General features: G+C 70.4%; 12 protein-coding genes. 7 read left to right on the top strand and 5 right to left on the bottom strand.

The window, feature by feature from the left end:
• The first annotated feature begins 43 nt into the window (after positions 1-43).
• Together A6A25_RS14095 and A6A25_RS44015 are read left to right on the top strand one after the other, a co-directional pair.
• The gene (locus tag A6A25_RS14095; protein ID WP_073889383.1) at positions 44-5,002 is read left to right on the top strand and encodes an NAD-glutamate dehydrogenase; all 4,959 of its coding nucleotides are present in this window, start codon (positions 44-46) and stop codon (positions 5,000-5,002) included.
• 265 nt (positions 5,003-5,267) lie between these two features.
• A complete protein-coding gene (locus A6A25_RS44015; protein WP_158073732.1) occupies positions 5,268-5,435 on the top strand; it encodes a hypothetical protein in 168 nt (55 codons plus the stop codon).
• A gap of 384 nt (positions 5,436-5,819) precedes the next feature.
• Here A6A25_RS44015 and A6A25_RS14100 read toward each other — a convergent pair whose 3' ends face one another.
• A complete protein-coding gene (locus A6A25_RS14100; RefSeq protein WP_241828667.1) occupies positions 5,820-7,382 on the bottom strand; it encodes a carbohydrate-binding module family 20 domain-containing protein in 1,563 nt (520 codons plus the stop codon).
• A gap of 217 nt (positions 7,383-7,599) precedes the next feature.
• On the opposite strand from A6A25_RS14100, the gene A6A25_RS14105 reads away from it, so the two are divergent.
• The 5 genes from A6A25_RS14105 to A6A25_RS14125 are packed head-to-tail and all read left to right on the top strand — an operon-like array spanning position 7,600 to position 12,172.
• Positions 7,600-9,150: a glycoside hydrolase family 13 protein gene (locus A6A25_RS14105; RefSeq protein WP_073889389.1), complete on the top strand. Its 1,551-nt coding sequence runs from the start codon at positions 7,600-7,602 to the stop codon at positions 9,148-9,150.
• Between the two features lie 11 nt (positions 9,151-9,161).
• Complete coding sequence (locus tag A6A25_RS14110) at positions 9,162-10,154, top strand: LacI family DNA-binding transcriptional regulator (RefSeq protein ID WP_198932696.1); 993 nt, start codon at positions 9,162-9,164, stop codon at positions 10,152-10,154.
• Positions 10,151-11,068 carry a DNA glycosylase AlkZ-like family protein gene (locus A6A25_RS14115; protein WP_073889395.1) on the top strand — a complete coding sequence of 306 codons (918 nt, stop codon included), beginning with the start codon at positions 10,151-10,153 and terminating at the stop codon, positions 11,066-11,068. Before A6A25_RS14110 ends, A6A25_RS14115 begins: the two co-directional genes overlap by 4 nt.
• Before the next feature lie 53 nt (positions 11,069-11,121).
• Positions 11,122-11,553 carry an acyl-CoA thioesterase gene (locus A6A25_RS14120; RefSeq protein ID WP_073889398.1) on the top strand — a complete coding sequence of 144 codons (432 nt, stop codon included), beginning with the start codon at positions 11,122-11,124 and terminating at the stop codon, positions 11,551-11,553.
• Positions 11,546-12,172: a hypothetical protein gene (locus A6A25_RS14125; protein ID WP_073890025.1), complete on the top strand. Its 627-nt coding sequence runs from the start codon at positions 11,546-11,548 to the stop codon at positions 12,170-12,172. Before A6A25_RS14120 ends, A6A25_RS14125 begins: the two co-directional genes overlap by 8 nt.
• Positions 12,173-12,447: 275 nt before the next feature.
• On the opposite strand, the gene A6A25_RS14130 is transcribed toward A6A25_RS14125, so the two are convergent.
• From A6A25_RS14130 to A6A25_RS14145, 4 genes are all read right to left on the bottom strand, one after another.
• Positions 12,448-14,043 carry a glycoside hydrolase family 13 protein gene (locus A6A25_RS14130; protein WP_083668317.1) on the bottom strand — a complete coding sequence of 532 codons (1,596 nt, stop codon included), beginning with the start codon at positions 14,041-14,043 and terminating at the stop codon, positions 12,448-12,450.
• Positions 14,044-14,100: 57 nt separating this feature from the next.
• Positions 14,101-14,487, bottom strand: a complete 387-nt coding sequence (locus A6A25_RS14135) for a globin (RefSeq protein WP_073889401.1) — start codon at positions 14,485-14,487, stop codon at positions 14,101-14,103.
• An 82-nt stretch (positions 14,488-14,569) separates the two neighbouring features.
• Complete coding sequence (locus A6A25_RS14140; RefSeq protein WP_073890032.1) at positions 14,570-15,484, bottom strand: mechanosensitive ion channel family protein; 915 nt, start codon at positions 15,482-15,484, stop codon at positions 14,570-14,572.
• An 18-nt stretch (positions 15,485-15,502) separates the two neighbouring features.
• Complete coding sequence (locus tag A6A25_RS14145) at positions 15,503-17,596, bottom strand: prolyl oligopeptidase family serine peptidase (protein ID WP_073889405.1); 2,094 nt, start codon at positions 17,594-17,596, stop codon at positions 15,503-15,505.
• Positions 17,597-17,674 lie beyond the last annotated feature (78 nt).

Genomic DNA, 17,674 nt, shown 5'->3' on the forward strand with positions numbered 1-17,674 from the left:
ACCCGGTACACAGAGGTGCCGGATAGCGTGGAGTCGCCTGAACATGACCTCGACTGGAGCCCCGTCCCGATCCGAGCAGACCGCGCGTGATGTCGACGCGGCCCGCCCGGCCAGTCCCGAACAGGCTCGTGACGAATTGATCGAACGAGCCGCCGCCAACGCCCCCGAGCTCGCCGACCTGATCCGCCTGTACTACCGCCACGTCCCGGCCGAGGAAGTCAACGACGACGACCCGGTGGACCTGGTGGGCGCGGTGCGCTCGAACTACCAGCTCGCCGAGACCCGGGTGCCTGGTCGTCCGGTGGTGCGGATCATCAACCCGACCCGCGCGCACGACGGCTGGACGTGTCCGGCCACGGTGGTGCAGGTGGTCACCGACGACATGCCGTACCTGGTCGACTCGGTGGCCTCCGAGCTGACCCGCGGCGGCGTGCAGGTGCAGCGGGTGGTGCACCCGATCGTGGTGGTGCGCCGGGACCTGGTGACGGGCGCGCTCCAGGAGGTGCTGCCGACCGCCGACCCGGCCGACCCGCCGGGCGACGCGCTGGCCGAGTCGTGGATGTACATCGAGGTCGACCTGCTCACCGACCCGGACCGGGCGCGTGAGCTGGAAACCAAGCTGCACACAGTGCTCAACGACGTCCGCGAGGTCGTCGAGGACACCGACAAGATGGCGGGCACGGCCCTGCAGCTGGCCGAACAGCTGGAGTCCGACCCGCCGCCACTGCCCAGCCACGAGGTGGCCGACGGCGCGAACCTGCTGCGCTGGCTCGCCGACGACCACTTCACCTTCCTCGGCTACCGCCAGTACGAGCTGGTCCGCGACGACCCGGCCACCGACGGCGAACCGGCGCTGCGGGCGGTCCTGGCCAGTGGCCTGGGTGTGCTCAGACAGGACAGCCTCGCGGCACGCAGCCTGACCGCGGGCCCGGACGCGGGCGCGCAGGCACTGTCACCCGAACTGCTGGTCTTGACGCAGGCCAGCGCGCAGTCGAGCGTGCACCGCTCGGTGTACCCGTACTACGTCGGCGTGAAGACCTTCGACGCCGACGGCAACGTGACCGGTGAGCACCGGTTCCTGGGCGTGTTCTCCACGACGGCCCTGCACGAGGACGTGCTGGACATCCCGGCCGTCGAACGCCGGGTCCGCGACGTCATCCACCGCGCCGGCTTCCCGCTGCACTCGTACTCGGGGCAGCGGATGCTGGAGGTGATCCAGAACTACCCGCGCACCGAGCTCTTCTCAGTCGACACGGACACGCTCTACCAGACCGTGACGGGCGTGATCGCGCTGGCCGAACGCCGCCGGCTGCGCCTGTTCCTGCGCCGCGACCCGTACGGCCGCTTCTACTCGTGCCTGGTCTACCTGCCGCGCGACCGCTACACCACGACGTCCCGGCTGGCCATGCAGGAAGTCCTGATCGACCAGCTCGGCGGCGTGAACCTGGAGTACAGCGCCCGCGTGGGCGAGTCGGCGCTGGCCCGCGTGCACTTCACCGTGCACACCGACCCGGCGCGCCAGGTCGAGCCGGACACCGGCTACATCCAGCAGTTGCTGGCCGAGGCGGTGCGCTCGTGGGACGACCGCATGGTCGAGGCGGTCCTGGACGACCACGGCACCGGCCTGGGCGCGGAGTCGTCGTCGGAGCAGGGCCAGCGGATCGCCGCGGCGTTCCCCGAGGCGTACAAGGAGGACTTCACCGCGGTCGAGGGCATGGCGGACTTCCGGCGCATCGAGGCCCTCAAACCCGGTGACCTGGACCTGGCGTTCTACACGCCGCGCGACGCCGAGCCGGGAGAGCGGCGGTTCAAGCTGTTCCTCGTCGGCGCCCGGTTGACCCTGTCGGACGTGCTGCCGATGTTGCAGCGCATGGGCGTGGTCGTGGTGGACGAGCGGCCCTACGAGCTGTCCCGCGACGACGGCGTCCAGTGCTGGATCTACGACTTCGGCCTGCGCATCGACCAGGTCACGCTGGACAAGCTGTCCGCCGAGGACGTGGAGTCGGTCCGCACCCGCTTCCAGGACGCGTTCGCCGCCGCGTGGCGCGGTGAGGCGGAGGTCGACGGCTTCAACACGCTGGTGCTCAAGGCCGGTGTCACGTGGCAGCAGGCAGCGACGCTGCGCGCCTACGCCAAGTACCTGCGCCAGGCGGGCACCCCGTACAGCCAGGACTACATCGAGGACGCCGTGCTCGGCCACACCGAGGTCGCCACGGCCCTGGTGCGGCTGTTCGAGGCGCGGTTCGACCCGTCGCTGTCGGACGAGCACCGCACCGGACGCACCGAGCACCTGGTCGACGAGATCACCGCGATGATCGACGACGTGACCAGCCTGGACGCGGACCGCATCCTGCGCAGCCTGCTCACGCTGGTGCAGGCCACGCTGCGCACGAACTACTTCGTCCGCGACGCCGACGGCAACCCGCGCCCGTACCTGGCGGTGAAGCTGGACCCGCGCGCGATCCCGGACCTGCCGCAGCCGCGGCCCCGGTTCGAGATCTTCGTGTACTCGCCGCGGCTGGAGGGCGTGCACCTGCGGTTCGGCCCGGTGGCCCGCGGCGGGTTGCGCTGGTCCGACCGGCGCGAGGACTTCCGCACCGAGATCCTGGGCCTGGTCAAGGCGCAGGCGGTGAAGAACGCGGTGATCGTGCCGGTCGGCGCGAAGGGCGGGTTCGTGCTCAAGCGCCCGCCCGCGCCCACCGGCGACCCCGGCCTGGACCGCGAGGCGCTGCTGGCCGAGGGCATCGCCTGCTACCGGCAGTTCATCTCCGGCCTGCTGGACCTGACCGACAACCTCAACTCCGGCACGGTGCTGCCCGCGCCGCAGGTCGTCCGCCACGACGGTGACGACACGTACCTGGTGGTCGCGGCGGACAAGGGCACGGCGTCGTTCTCCGACATCGCCAACGAGGTGTCGAAGTCCTACGGCTTCTGGCTGGGTGACGCGTTCGCGTCCGGCGGTTCCGTGGGCTACGACCACAAGGCGATGGGCATCACCGCCAAGGGCGCGTGGGAGAGCGTGAAGCGGCACTTCCGCGAGCTGGGCACGGACACGCAGTCGGAGGAGTTCACCGTCGTCGGTGTCGGCGACATGTCCGGTGACGTGTTCGGCAACGGCATGCTGCTGTCCGAGCACATCCGGTTGGTGGCCGCGTTCGACCACCGGCACATCTTCATCGACCCGAACCCGGTCGCCCAGATGTCCTACTCGGAGCGCAAGCGGCTGTTCGAGCTGCCCCGCTCGTCCTGGGACGACTACGACCGCTCGCTGATCAGCGAGGGCGGCGGCGTGTGGCCGCGCACGGCCAAGTCGATCCCGGTCAGCGAGCACGCCCGGGTGGCACTGGGGCTGCCCGAGGGCGTGGCGAAGCTGTCGCCGCCGGAGCTGATGAAGGCGATCCTGCTCGCCCCGGTGGACCTGCTGTGGAACGGCGGCATCGGCACGTACGTGAAGGCGGGCGCGGAGTCGCACGCCGAGGTCGGCGACAAGGCCAACGACGCGATCCGGGTCAACGGCGCCGACCTGCGGGTCAAGGTCGTCGGCGAGGGCGGCAACCTGGGCCTGACCCAGCGCGGCCGGATCGAGTTCGCCCGCACGGGCGGCAAGGTCAACACCGACGCGCTGGACAACTCCGCCGGTGTCGACTGCTCCGACCACGAGGTCAACATCAAGATCCTGCTGGACGAGCTGGTCCGCGACGGCAAGCTCGACCAGGATCAGCGCAACGAGCTGCTGGGCCAGATGACCGACGAGGTCGGTGAGCTGGTGCTGGCCGACAACTACTCGCAGAACGCCGTGCTCGGCGTCTCCCGCGCCCACGCCGCGCCGATGCTCTCGGTGCACTCCCGACTGGTCGCCGACCTCGAAGAACGCGGCGTGCTCGACCGCACGCTCGAAGCCCTGCCGAGCCCGGCCGAGTTCAAGGCGCTGGAGAAGGCGGGCGACGGGCTCACCTCGCCGGAGCTGGCCACGCTGCTCGCGCACGTGAAGCTGGCGTTGAAGGAGGAGGTGCTGGCCAGCGACCTGCCGACGATCGACGTGCTGGCCCGCCGGCTGCCCGACTACTTCCCGAGCGAGCTGCGGGAGCGGTTCGCCGACGCCATCGGCAGCCACCCGCTGTCCCGCGAGATCATCACGACGGTGCTGGTCAACGAGGTCGTGGACGGCGGCGGCGTGTCGTACGCGTTCCGGCTGACCGAGGAGATCAGCGCGTCGGCCACGGACGCGGTGCGCGCCTACACCGTGGTGACCGCGATCTACGACCTGCCGTCGATCTGGCAGCAGATCCGGGCGCTGGACAACGTCGTGCCGACCGACGTGCAGGACGACATGGTGCTGGAGACCCGCCGCCTGCTCGACCGGGCGTCGCGCTGGCTGCTCACCAACCGGCCGCAGCCGCTGGCGGTCGGGTCCACGATCAGCCGGTTCGCCCCGGTGGTCGCCGAACTCGCGCCGCGCACGATCGACCTGCTCCAGGGGCACGAGAAGGAGTCCGTGATCGAGCACGTCGAGCGGCTGGTGGGCCAGGGCGTGCCGGTGGACCTGGCGCGCCGGATCGCCGGGCTGCTGTTCACCTACGGGCTGCTGGACGTGACCGAGGTGGCCGAACTCGCCGAGCGCGAGGAGGGCGAGGGCGCGACCGGGCAGGAGCGGACGCACGAGGAGACGGCGGAGCTGTACTTCGCGCTGTCGGAGCACCTGGACGTCGACCGGATGCTCAGCTCGGTGTCGAGCCTGGAACGCCTGAACCGCTGGCACTCGCTGGCCCGCCTCGCGTTGCGGGACGACTTCTACTCGTCGCTGCGGTCGATCACGATCGACGTGCTGCGGTCCGCCGAGCCGGGCGACACCCCGGAGGAGAAGATCGCGGCGTGGGAGCAGGCCAACTCCTTCCGCCTGAGCCGCGCCCGTGCCGCCCTGGAGGAGATCAACCGGGTCAGCAAGCTCGACCTGGCGACCCTCTCCGTGGCGGCCCGCCAGGTTCGCAGCATGATCCGCTGACGCTGCGAGGTGTCGCGGTCGACCGCACCGCGACACCCCGGAACCGCCGAGACCCGAATCGGACGACGACCCGCCGTTCCCGGCATGTCGTCCGCTGAACGCACCCTTGTGGAACACCAGCGAGACAGGTGGAGACCCGATGGGACCAAATGGCACCGGCAGCAACGATGACGTAGCCGACTTCTCCGGCGGGACCGGCTACGGGCCGCCCGCGGATCGCGACAAACCCGTGTGCGAACGTCCGACGTGGAGGCCGCGCCGGCGTGTGCCCCGCGTGCCGGGGCCGGTGGTGCGCCGGGGTTCCGGACCCGCACCTCGGCGGCAACCGGCGCGTCGCCCGAAGTGGGATCACGCCCTGGCCATCCGGTACGTGTACGCCTTGGTGGCGCTGCTCGTCGCCGTCACCGGGCTGCTCGCCCTGTTCCTGCACTAGCCCCTGTGCGGGGCCACTTGGGCCGGAATTGTCGTACCCCTCTGGGAGAATGAAAGCAGGGGTCCCCTTGGCGAGGACCCCTGCGGAGCACGCCATCGGGCGGTCCGGCCCCTGGCGCCGGACCCGCCGTGAGGAGGCGGGTCCGGCGCCGGGCCGATCGCGTCGTGTGACGGCCGGGTCCGGCTGCGGTCAGGTGGTTGTGGAGCCGGCCGGGTCAAGCTGGGGCCGGTGGTCCTGTGGAGCAGGCCGGGTCCGGCTGTGGCCGAGTGTCCCGTGGAGCAGGCCGGGTCTGGTGGTCCCGTGGAGCGAGTGGGTCCGGCTGTGGCCGGGGTCCCGTGGAGCGGAGGGTCTGACCGCGACGGATCCTCGGTGCGGCGGGCGGGTCTAGTTGCGCCAGGTGTCCGACAGCGTCGCCGGTGAAGTGGCGGTGCGGTTCGTCCCGCTCTCCCAGGTCACCGACCCGTTCGACTCCTTGCGGAGGTACTTGTACTGGAACGAGGTCCCCGCGGGCAGTGACACCGAGCCCCGCCAGGTCGGGTAGGTGGCGGAGGACAGGGCGATCGCGGCGGCCGGGTTCCAGGAGCCCAGCGACGGGTGGTCGCCCACCACGAAGATGTTCTGCCCCAACGAAGTCGTGGCGTTCACCGCGAACGACGTCGTCCCGGCCGGCGGGTTGCCCACGCCCGTCGCACCGACGTGCAGCGCCAACGCCTCACCCGCGCCCAACGTCGCGGTGAACTGGCCGTTCGACCCCACCGCGACCGCGACGCACCCCTCCCGCTGCACGTTGCAGTACGACCCGGCGGGCAGTGAGGTCTGGAACGTCCGCGTCACCGCGAAGGACTCCCGGTTGATCGCGACGAAGCCCTTGTTGCCCCGCCCGAACGCGATCGCGTCGCCGCCGTTGTCCCACCAGTTCACCACCGACGTCCCGGCCACGGCGTTGCGGAACTGGACCATCGACGCGATCTGCGTCCACCGGTGCTGGCACTTCCACCCGGACGTGTAGCACTCCGACCCGGACGGCGGCCCGGCGTCGTGGTTCGAGAACTCGTAGCCCGAGTGCACGTTCGGCGAACCGTAGGGCCAGGCCAGCATGAACACGTTCGCCAACGTGTAAGTCGACCCGTCCTTGTACGTCAGCGTCGACCCGTTGCGCTCGGTGTCCCAGTTGTCGACGAACGACCGCGCCTGGCCGCTGGGCAGGTAGCCCCACGACTGCCCGAACGTGCTCAGGTACGCCAGGTTCTCGTTGTTGAAGATCCGCTTGAGGTCGTAGGCGTACCGGAACTCGTCCACGTCACCCGACCCGGTGTACTCGCCCGGCTGCACGGCCTCACCGGCGCCGTAGATCACCTCGTGCACCCAGAACACGTTCGGGTTGCTCAACCGCGACTTGATCGCCGACAGGTCGGCCGCCGCCATGTGCTTGGCCGCGTCGATCCGGAACCCGTCCACGCCGAGCGAGATCAGGTGGTTCAGGTACGACGCGATCCGCCCGCGCACGTAGTCGCTGCCGGTGTTCAGGTCCGACAGCCCGACCAGTTCGCAGTTCTGCACGTTGTCGCGGTTGCGGTAGTCGCTGATGTGCGACCGGCACGAGTGGAAGTCCGGGTCGCTGTAGATGCCGGGGTAGTTGTACTTCGTGTACGACGAGCCGCCGGTGCCCGTGCCCGACCCGGCGCTCATGTGGTTGATCACCGCGTCCGCGATGACCTTCACGCCCGCCGCGTGGCAGGTGTTCACCATGTTCCGGAACGCGGCCTCGTCACCGAGCCGCCCGGCGATGCGGTAGCTGACCGGCTGGTACGAGGTCCACCACTGGGGACCCTGGATGTGCTCGGTGGCCGGCGAGACCTCCACGAACCCGTAGCCGCGAGGCCCGAGCACGTTCGTGCACTCACTGGCGACCCGCGCGAACGGCCACTGGAACAGGGTCGCGGTCACGTCCTTCGCGGACGGTGGCGCTGCAAAACTTTGCGGAACCGCCAAAAGGCTGAACAGGAGTACGGCTATCGCGCCCAAAGCGCGTCGACTAGCGGAAACCACGTTGTCTCCTAGCTGGCAGGGATGTGCTGTAGGTCATACCAGCTGCCAGACTTGCTGAAAACACTTGCAAAGTATTTCATTGCCCTCCGGCGGAACCGATCCGGAAGGACACCCCATGACGCAGGACTGGTGGCGCGATGCCGTCATCTACCAGGTCTACGTGCGCAGCTTCGCCGACTCGGACGGCGACGGCGTCGGTGACCTGCCCGGTATCCGCTCGCGGCTGCCCTACCTGGCCGACCTGGGTGTGGACGCCGTGTGGATCACGCCGTTCTACCAGTCCCCGATGGCCGACGGCGGCTACGACGTGGCCGACTACCGCACCGTGGACCCGCTGTTCGGCACGAACGACGACGCCAAGGCCCTGGTCGAGGACGCACACCGGCTGGGCATCCGGGTGATCGTGGACCTGGTCCCGAACCACACCAGCGACCAGCACGTGTGGTTCCAGCAGGCCCTCGCGGCCGCGCCGGGCTCACCGGAACGCGCGCGCTACCACTTCCGCGACGGCCGCGGCGAGCAGCCGCCGAACGACTGGGAGTCCGTCTTCGGCGGCCCCGCGTGGACCCGGGTCCCGGACGGCCAGTGGTACCTGCACCTGTTCGCGCCCGAGCAGCCGGACCTGAACTGGGACCAGCCGGAGGTGCGCGACGAGTTCCTCGACGTGCTGCGCTTCTGGCTCGACCTCGGCGTGGACGGCTTCCGCATCGACGTCGCGCACGGCATGGTCAAGGCCGACGGCCTGCCCGACGTCGGCACGCCCGGCCACCTCAAGCTGCTGGGCACGGAGGCGCTGCCGTTCTTCGACCAGGACGGCGTGCACGAGATCTACCGCGACTGGCGCAAGGTGCTCGACTCCTACCCGGGCAACCGGATCGGCGTGGCCGAGGCGTGGACGCCCAGCCCCGAGCGCACCGCCCGCTACCTGCGCTCCGACGAGCTGCACCAGGCGTTCAACTTCCACTACCTGACCGCCGAGTGGGACGCCGCCGACGTCAAGCAGGTCATCGACGACTCCCTGGCCGCGATGAGGCCGGTGGCCGCGCCGACGACGTGGGTGCTGTCCAACCACGACGTGCAGCGGCACGTGACGCGGTACGGCAGCGTGGCGCGGGCGCGTGCGGCGGGGTTGCTGATGCTGGCGCTGCCCGGCAGCGCGTACGTCTACCAGGGCGAGGAACTGGGCCTGCCCGAGGTGCTGGACCTGCCCGAGGACGTGCTGCAGGACCCGGTGTGGGAGCGGTCCGGCCACACCGACCGGGGCCGGGACGGCTGCCGCGTGCCGATCCCGTGGACGGCGGACGGCCCGTCGTTCGGCTTCGGCGACGGCGGCTCGTGGCTCCCGCAGCCCGCGGACTGGGCCGGGCTCAGCGTCGCGAGCCAGGTCGGCGACCCGAACTCGGTGCTGGAGCTGTACCGCAGTGCGCTGCGCGTGCGGCGGGAGCACCCGGACCTCGGCGCCGGCTCCGACGTGGACTGGCTGGACGCGCCTGCAGGCGTGCTGTCGTTCCGCCGCGGCGCGTTCACCTGCGTGGTGAACTTCGGCCCGGACGTGGCACGGGTGCCCGCCGACGGCGACGTGGTGCTCGCCTCGGGTGGTTTCGCGACCGAAGACGCGGACGTCCTCGTGCCGCCGGACACGACCGTGTGGCTCTCGCGCCCGTAGAGTCACCCGGTGTGACAGCGCGGCTCAGTGACATCGCGACCCAGGCAGGCGTGAGCGAGGCGACGGTCAGCCGAGTGGTCAACGGCAAGCCAGGCGTCTCGGCCGCGACCCGCCAGGCCGTGGTCGCCGCGATGGACGTGCTCGGCTACGAGCGCCCACCCAGGCTCCGCCAGCGCAGCGCCGGGCTGATCGGGTTGATCACCCCCGAGTTGAACAACCCGATCTTCCCGGCGTTCGCGCAGGTCATCGAGCAGGTGCTGACGCGAGACGGCTACACGCCGGTGCTGTGCACGCAGACGCCCGGCGGCTCGACCGAGGACCAGCTGACCGAGATGCTGGTCGACCGGGGCGTCACCGGGATCGTGTTCGTGTCCGGCCTGCACGCCGACACGACCGCCGACAAGGACCGGTACGTCAAGCTGGCCGGGCGCGGCGTGCCGTTCGTGATGATCAACGGTTACACCGACCAGGTGTCCGCGCCGTTCGTCTCGGTGGACAACCGTGCCGCCGTCCGATTGGCGGTCACCCACTTGGTGGAACTCGGGCACGAGATGATCGGGCTGGCGGTGGGTCCGCCGCGGTTCGTGCCCGCGCAGCGGATGGTGGAGGGCTTCACGCTCGTCCGCCCGCAGGCGTCCGACCTGGTGGAGCACTCGCTGTTCACGGTCGAAGGCGGCCAGGCGGCGGCCAACGCCCTGCTGGACCGCGGCTGCACGGCGATCGTGTGCGGCAGCGACCTGATGGCGTTCGGTGCGATACGCGCGGCCCGGCAGCGCGGGCTGGGTGTGCCGCGGGACGTGTCCGTGGTCGGGTTCGACGACTCACCGCTGATCGTGTTCGCCGATCCGCCGTTGACCACGATCCGGCAGCCCGTCGAGGCGATGGGGCAGGCGGCGGTGCACGCGTTGCTGGAGGAGATCGGCGGCACGCCCGCTCCGCACGCGGAGTTCGTGTTCCAGCCGGAGCTGGTGGTGCGCGGTTCGACGGGTGCTCGTCCCAGATGACCCTGCTCGCCCAGCGGATGCGGGCACAGCGGCTCTCGCACCCGGCAGCCGACGTGGACGAACTGTTCGCCTCCGTGTTCGCACTGCAGGCCCAGGACGTCCCCGCGGTACGGCTCGCAGCGCGCGCTCGGGGTGTGCGGTCCTTGGAGGGCCCTCTGGTGCGCACGTGGGCGATGCGCGGCACCCTTCACTTGCTGCACGAGGACGATTTGTGGGTCGTAGGGTTGTTGGGGCCGACGTTCATCGCCGCTGGACGCCGTCGTCGTGAACAGCTCGGGCTCACCGATGAGCTGTGCGAGCGCGCGCTACCCGCGCTCCGGGAAGTGCTGACCGAGCCGTTGGAGCGTGCTGAGCTCGTGCGCCGGCTCGGCGAGGTCGGCATCGAGATCGACCCGAAGTCCCAGGCGCCCGCGCACCTGTTGGCGTTCGCGGCGCACTCCGGTGTGCTGTGCCGGGGGTTGGACGACACGTATCGGCTGCTGCGGATCGAGGGCGAGCCGCGTGGCGTGGACGAGTTGTGGCGGCGCTACCGGCAGGCGTACGGGCCGGCGACGCCCGATGACTTCGCCGCGTGGAGCGGTCTGCCCAAGCGGCACCTCAAGGGTCTGCCCGCGGTGGACGACGAGTCGGCGCAGCCGAGCGGTGTGGTGCGGATGCTGGGCCACTTCGACACCTACCTGCTCGGCTACCGCGACCGGTCGGCGGCGTTGGCGCCCGAGCACGCGTCGCTCGTGCAGACCGGGGGCGGTGTCCTCACGCCGCAGGTGGTGGTCGACGGGCGGGTGGTCGCGGTGTGGCGGCGTGACGGCGCGCTGATCACCGTGCGGCCGTTCGGTGAGCGTCCCGATGTGCGGGAAGAGGTCGCCGACCTGGGGCGATTCCTCGACGTGGACGCGCGCTTAACCTGGGTGTAGCACGTGGATAAGGTCACTGCCACCACGCATCGACACCGGGAGGCGCGTTCAACTTGGGTGTGTTCGTCACGGGCGTGCGCCCGCGCTGGTCGGACATGGACGTGTTCGGCCACGTCAACCACGCCAACACGGTGACCTTGCTGGAAGAGGCGCGGATCGACCTGCTGTTCACCGAGGCCGCCCGGCACGGGGTGGCGGAGATGTCGAAGGGCATGGTCGTGGCCCGGCTGGTGGTGGACTACCTCGCGCCGCTGGTGTTCACCGGTGACGAGATCGTGGTGGAGATGTCGGTGCGGGAATTGAAGTCCGCGTCGTTCACGTTGGACTACACGGTCCGCGGCAGCCGTCAGGAGGGCAGCGCCGTCGTCACGACGGCCGAAACCCTGATGGTGCCCTACAACCTGACGGCCGGACGCCCGCGCCGTCTTCTCGAAGCCGAGCGCGACTTCCTCGCGGGCTGGCGTGCCGGAGGTAATGGTGCCTGAGTTGGTCCTCGCCGATCCCGCGGAGCGGGACGACCTCGGCGCGTTCGTCGCCCGCGCCGTCCGCTTGGACGCCCAGACGGTGGTGCGGCTGCGCAACCGTCCGGCCGGCGACCTGGTGGACGCGTGGGTCGCGACCCCGTTTGACACGCTGGCCACCCGCACCGTGGCCGGTCGGATCACGCCCGGTGACGTGACGGTGTCCGGCAGCGACCTGCTCACCGGCCTGGCCGTGGTGCGCAGCGAGACCGTCGACCCGGGCCCGTCGCGGGACATGATGTGGCGCTCGGCGCTGCCGCCGTCGGCGGGCTGGCTGCCCGTGGACCGGCTGCCCGGCAGCGTCGTGTCGGAGTTGGCGGAGAGGGGGGTGGAGGTGGCGCGCGAGAACGCGGGCCCGCGCGGCACGCCGCCCGCCTCGCTGCTGGACCAGACCGTGATCACGGTGAGCGGTTCCGGGTTGGACGTGAAGGTGCCGATGCGGTGCCTGTTCGCGTTGTCCGGCATGGGGTTCCTCGGCGGTGACGACGTGCGCATCACGGCCACCGACTCGTGGCTGCGCATCGACGCCCGGTTCGGCGCCGTGGTCCGCCGCCGCCACTCCATGCTGCCGCTACTGGTCTGATCCCCGCCGGTCCGTGACCCTTGCCGGTCCGGCCGGTCCTGACCCCAGCCGGAGTGGCCCCTGCCGGGCCGTGAGCCTTGCCGGTCTGGCCTCTGCCGGTCCTGAGCCCTGCCGGTCTGAGTCGGGCACAGCCCTCGCTGCGCAGGGGTCCCCGCCAGGGGACCCCTGCTTTACTCTGCCACGAGGGACCGACAGTGCGGGGCGCTCGCCGGGGGCCTGTGGACAACCGCTGCGAGGGACCGGAAACGCGGCGGTGCCTGTGGATAACCGCGGAGCTACACCAGCCAGACCGCTGTGTCCGGTGGTAGTTGGTTGCCGTCCATCGGGCCGCTGGACAGCAGGACCTCGCCGGGTGGGAGGGGGACCGGGCCGCCGGAGGTGTTCAGGGCGCAGATGAGGCCGCCGCCCTTGCGGCGGAACGCGAAGCAGCCGGGTGGGGCGCCGTACCACTCCAGCTCGTCGCCGTTGAACGCGCTGTGCGATTTCCGCAGTTCAAGCGCGTGACGGTAGAACGAGAGCATCGAGTCGGGGTCTTCCAACTGCGACTCGGCGGTCAAGCCGGCCCACTCGTTGGGTTGCGGTAGCCAGGTGGTGACGGCCTGGGAGAAGCCGAACGGTGGGGTGTCGCCCTCCCACGGCAGCGGGACGCGGCAGCCGTCGCGGCCGCGGTCGGTGTGGCCCGAGCGCAGCCAGATCGGGTCTTGTAGCGCCCACTCCGGTAGTTCGACGTCGGGCAGGCCGAGTTCTTCGCCGTTGTAGAGGTAGACGACGCCGGGCAGCGCCAGTTCCACCAGGGTCATCGTCCGTGCGCGCTGCGTGCCGATCGCGCCGCCGCCGTACCGCGTCACGTGCCGCGTCACGTCGTGGTTGGACAGCGTCCAGGTCGGCGGGGTGTCCAGGCCGCGTACGGCGCCCAGCGAGTGCTCGATCGCCGAACGCACGCCGTCCGCGTCGAACGGTGCCTCGACCAGCCGGAAGTTGAACCCCAGGTGCAGCTCGTCGGGGCGCACGTAGCGGGCGAAGCGCTCGTCGTCCTTCACCCAGATCTCGCCGACGGCCATCCGGCCCGGGTACTCGTCGATGACCTTGCGGATCATCCGGTGCACCTCGTGCACGCCGTCGTTGTCGAACCGGGGGTCGATCGCGTTGTCGTGCATGACGCCCGCACCCAGCTCGGCCCGCGGGTCGATGTTCGGCAAGCCGTAGGGCTTGGCCATGCCGTGGGCGACGTCGATGCGGAACCCGTCGACCCCGCGGTCCAGCCAGAACCGCAGCGTGCGCGCCAGGTCGGCGGCGACCTCCGGGTTGTCCCAGTTCAGGTCGGGCTGCTCGGGCGTGAACAGGTGCAGGTACCACTGCCCGTCCGGCACCCGGGTCCACGCCGGTCCGCCGAACTGGCTCGGCCAGTTGTTCGGCGGCACGGAACCGTCGAAGCCGCCGCCGTCGCGGAAGATGAACCGGTCCCGCTCGATCGACCCCGGCCCGGCCCGCAGCGCGGCTTGGAACCACGCGTGCCGGTCGCTGGTGTGGTTGGGCACGAGGTCGATGGTGACCTTGAGGTTGTGCGCGTGCGCCTCGGTGACCAGCCGGTCGAACGCGGCCAGGTCGCCGAACAGCGGGTCGACGTCACGGGGGTCGGCCACGTCGTAACCGTGGTCGGCCATCGGCGAGGTGAAGAACGGCGTGAGCCAGAGAGCGTCGACGCCGAGCAGTTCGAGGTAGCCGAGCCGGGAGCGGATACCGTCGAGGTCGCCCACGCCGTCACCGTTCGCGTCGGCGAAGGATCGGACGTAGACCTGGTAGAAGACGGCGTCACGCCACCAGGCGGACTCGTCGGCGATCTCTGGTTGTAGATCGGAGGATCGTCGCACGAGGAGTCATCCTGCCATTCGCGGCCGACACCACGACCACGTTCGAGTGATCAAGAATCAGACCCAGGCGTTCATCATGCTGTTGGCGGCCATCTCGAGGTACGCCCACAGCTGTTTGCGGTGCTCAGGGGACAGCTCGACGGAGTCGACGCCGACCTTGGCGCAGCGCAGCCAGGCATCCCGCTCCACGGGACCGATGACGAACGGAGCGTGACGCATCCGCAACCGGGGATGACCGCGGTTGTCGGAGTACGTGTGCGGCCCGCCCCAGTACTGCATGAGGAACAGTCGGAAGCGCTCCTCGGCCGGGCCGAGGTCCTCTTCGGGGTACATGGGACGCAGGACGGGATCGTTGGCCACTTCCTCGTAGAAGCGCGCGACGATCTTGTGGAACGTCTCGTACCCGCCCACTGCTTCGTAGAAGTTCTCCGGAGGAGTGGTCACCCCTCCATCCTGCCTCAGTCCCCGGGGTGCTACCCACGCCGACCCCGGGGACGGGCTGCCGGCAACGACCGGAGTAGGTGGGTCAGGAGGACTTCAGCGAGATGCCGGCCTCCTCCAGGGCGGGCATCAGCTTGGCTCTCAACGCCCGCTGGACGGCCCACTGGCGGCCCGGCCGCACCTTCACCGTGACCCGCATGGTGATGCCCTCGGGCGTGACCTTCTCCACGCCGAGCACCTGCGGCTTGTCGGTGACGTCCTTGGCCAGGACCTCCTCGCCCGTGGCGTCGACCACTGCCTTGGTCAGCACCTCGGTCGCCGACGCCAGGTTGGCGCCGTACGCGAGCGGCAGGTCGACCACGGCCACCGCGAAGCCCTGCGAGGAGTTGCCGACCCGCAGGATCTCGCCGTTGCGGACGTACCAGACGGTGCCGTTGGTGTCGCGGATCGTGGTGATCCTCAGCGCCACCGCCTCTACCGTGCCCGTCGCCGGGCCGAGGTCGACCACGTCACCGACGCCGTACTGGTCCTCCAACATCATGAACATGCCCGACAGGAAATCCTTGACCAGGTTCTGCGCGCCGAAGCCGAGGGCGACGCCGAGGATGCCCGCCGAGGTCAGGATCGGCGCGGGGTTCATGTTCAGCTCGGTGAGGATCTGGATGAACGCCACCCCGAACACGAAGATCGTCACGAACGACTTGAGCACCGAGCCGATGGTCTTGGCCCGCTGCTCGCGCCGCTCGGACACCAGCGCGCCCAGCGCCTGGGGCGCGCGCTCCCGCAACGGCCTGAGCAGCTTCGGCTTCCGGCCGCCGTTGCCGCGGGTCATCCGGTCGATGAACCGGCGGAGCAGGAACCGGACAAGCACCGCGATGACCAGGATCAACGCGATCTTCGCGGCGCCCGCGGCGATCTTGGGGCCGTTGACCACCCACCACTCGACGGCGAGGGTCGACTCCACGTTGAACACCGGTGACGGCGTCGGCTGCACGTCCAGCACCTGCTCAGTCCTCCATCACAACTCGAGGCCGGTAGCCCGGGCCAGGAACGTCAACTGGTCCACGGCCAGGCCGACCGACCGGCTCACCGATCGGCCCGCGTGCCCCACCTCGGTCTCGCGGCGGAGCAGCACGGGGTGCTTGGTCGGATCACTCGACGTCGCGTGCTGCAGTGCCGCGCACATCTTCCGGGCGTGGTTGGGGTCCACGCGGCTGTCCGACTCGAAGACCGTGAACAGCACCGAAGGGTACTCAACTCCCGGCCGCACCCGGTGGTACGGGGAGTAGGCCAGCAGCCACGCCAGCTCTTCGGGCACCGACGCGGAGCCGTACTCCTCCGCCCACAACCGCCCCAGCAGGAAGTTCTCGTACCGCACCATGTCGAGCAGTGGCGCTGAGCACACCACCGCCGCGTACAGCTCCGGCCGCTGCGTCAACGCCGCGCCGACCAGCAGCCCTCCGTTCGACCCACCGATGATCGACAACTGCTGCGGCGTGGTCCACCCGTCGCGGATCAACCGCTCGGCCGCCGCGTGGAAGTCGTCGAACACGTTCTGCTTGCGCTCCCGCATCCCCGCCCGGTGCCATTCCTCGCCCTCCTCGTCGCCGCCCCGCAACGACGCGTGCACCCACACGCCGCCCGCCTCGACCCACGCCAACGTGGTCGCGCTGTACCCCGGCCCGCGGCCCACCGCGAACCCGCCGTACCCGGTGAGCAACGTCGGCCGGGGCAGGTCCGGGTGCTGTTCCCCGGACACCACGAACATTCGCACGACTGTGCCGTCCGATGACGTGTACGAGATCTGTTGTGTGGACAACTCCGGAATCGCCACCGTTCCGGGGGCCGCCGCGTCCAGCTCGGTCCGGCCCTCCGAGAGCGAGTACCGGTACACCGACAAGGGCGTTGTGAAGTCCGACCACCCGAACCACAGGACGCCACGATCGGCAACGGTCAGCGCGTCGACTGTGGACAACCCGTGCAGCGACCCCGTCCCGGGCAACGGGATCTCACCGAGGTGCTCGCCCGTGGCGGGGGAGTGCAGGTGCAGTTCCGACACCGCGTGCCGGGTCCGCAGCAGCACCAGCGACCCGTCCAGCCACGTGACCGCGTCGAGCACCGAGTCCGGCTGCTCCGGCACCAGTTCCGCCCACGACGTCGGCGCCGACGGGTCCGCCACGCACAGCCGGAACCGGGGCGCGTCCTGGCTGGTCCGCAGGTAGAGCCGACCGTCCGGCGCCACCCACGCCGAGCACTGCACGTCGTCGGCGTCCCGCACGACGGGCACCAGCTCACCGGAACCGCGCAGGTCGGCGATCCACACCGAGTCACGCCGCACGGTGCCGGGCGCCCCGTTCACGAGCAGCCACCGCCCGTCCTCCGACAGCGACAGCCCGTAGTAGTAGGTGTGGTCGAGGCCGTCCCCGTGCACGTTCACGTCCTCGGACGCGGGCGAGCCGACCCGGTGCCGCCACACCCGCCGGTGGAACTGCCGCTCGTCCTCGGGCACCAGTGCCGGGTCGATCCGCCGCACGTAGAAGAACTCCTCGCCACCGGGCAGCCAGCCCACCGGCGAGTACCGGCACCGGTCGATCGGCCCGTCCAGCAGCTCGCCCGTGTCCACGTCCACGACGTGCAGCAACGAGTGCTCGTCACCGCCCACGGACACCTGGTAGGCCAGCCGCGTGCCCTCCCGCGACGGCGACCAGCGGTCGAGCGTGGTCCGCCCGGACGGGTCGAGTTCCGACACGTCCAGCAGCACCCGTTCCACGCCGTCCACCCGCACGTACAGCACGGGGTGGTCCTGGTCCGGCCCGCGGCGCGTGTAGAAGGCCCGCCCTGCCCGCCACACCGGCGTGCCCACGGCCCCCGTCCGCATCAGCTCACCCAATCGGGCGGCCAGCGCGTCCCGTCCCGGCATGGCGTCCAGCCACGATCGCGCCAGCCCGTCCTGCTCGGCCGACCACGCGGCCGTGCGGGGGTCCGCAGGGTCTTCCAGCCAGCGGTACGGATCTTCGACCGCGTGTCCGTGCAGGTCGTCCACGAGGTCGAGGCGCGGAGCGGCGGCGTAGGCGATCGTCGCAGGCAGTGCTGCGCGGGAGGCTTCGGTCACCCCGCCGAGCGTAGCGAGGGTGATGAAAACCATGTCCGATAGGGGTGCGTTCACCGAAGTTTTGATCGCGGCTTCGTG

The organism is Saccharothrix sp. CB00851 (assembly GCF_001905065.1).
Lineage (GTDB): Bacteria > Actinomycetota > Actinomycetes > Mycobacteriales > Pseudonocardiaceae > Actinosynnema.

What these genes read in the sequence shown, in the direction of transcription:
- A6A25_RS14115 (WP_073889395.1), top strand. Translation starts at nt 10,151, where the DNA reads ATGACCCTGCTCGCCCAGCGGATGCGGGCACAGCGGCTCTCGCACCCG.
- A6A25_RS14105 (WP_073889389.1), top strand. Translation starts at nt 7,600, where the DNA reads ATGACGCAGGACTGGTGGCGCGATGCCGTCATCTACCAGGTCTACGTG.
- A6A25_RS14095 (WP_073889383.1), top strand. Translation starts at nt 44, where the DNA reads ATGACCTCGACTGGAGCCCCGTCCCGATCCGAGCAGACCGCGCGTGAT.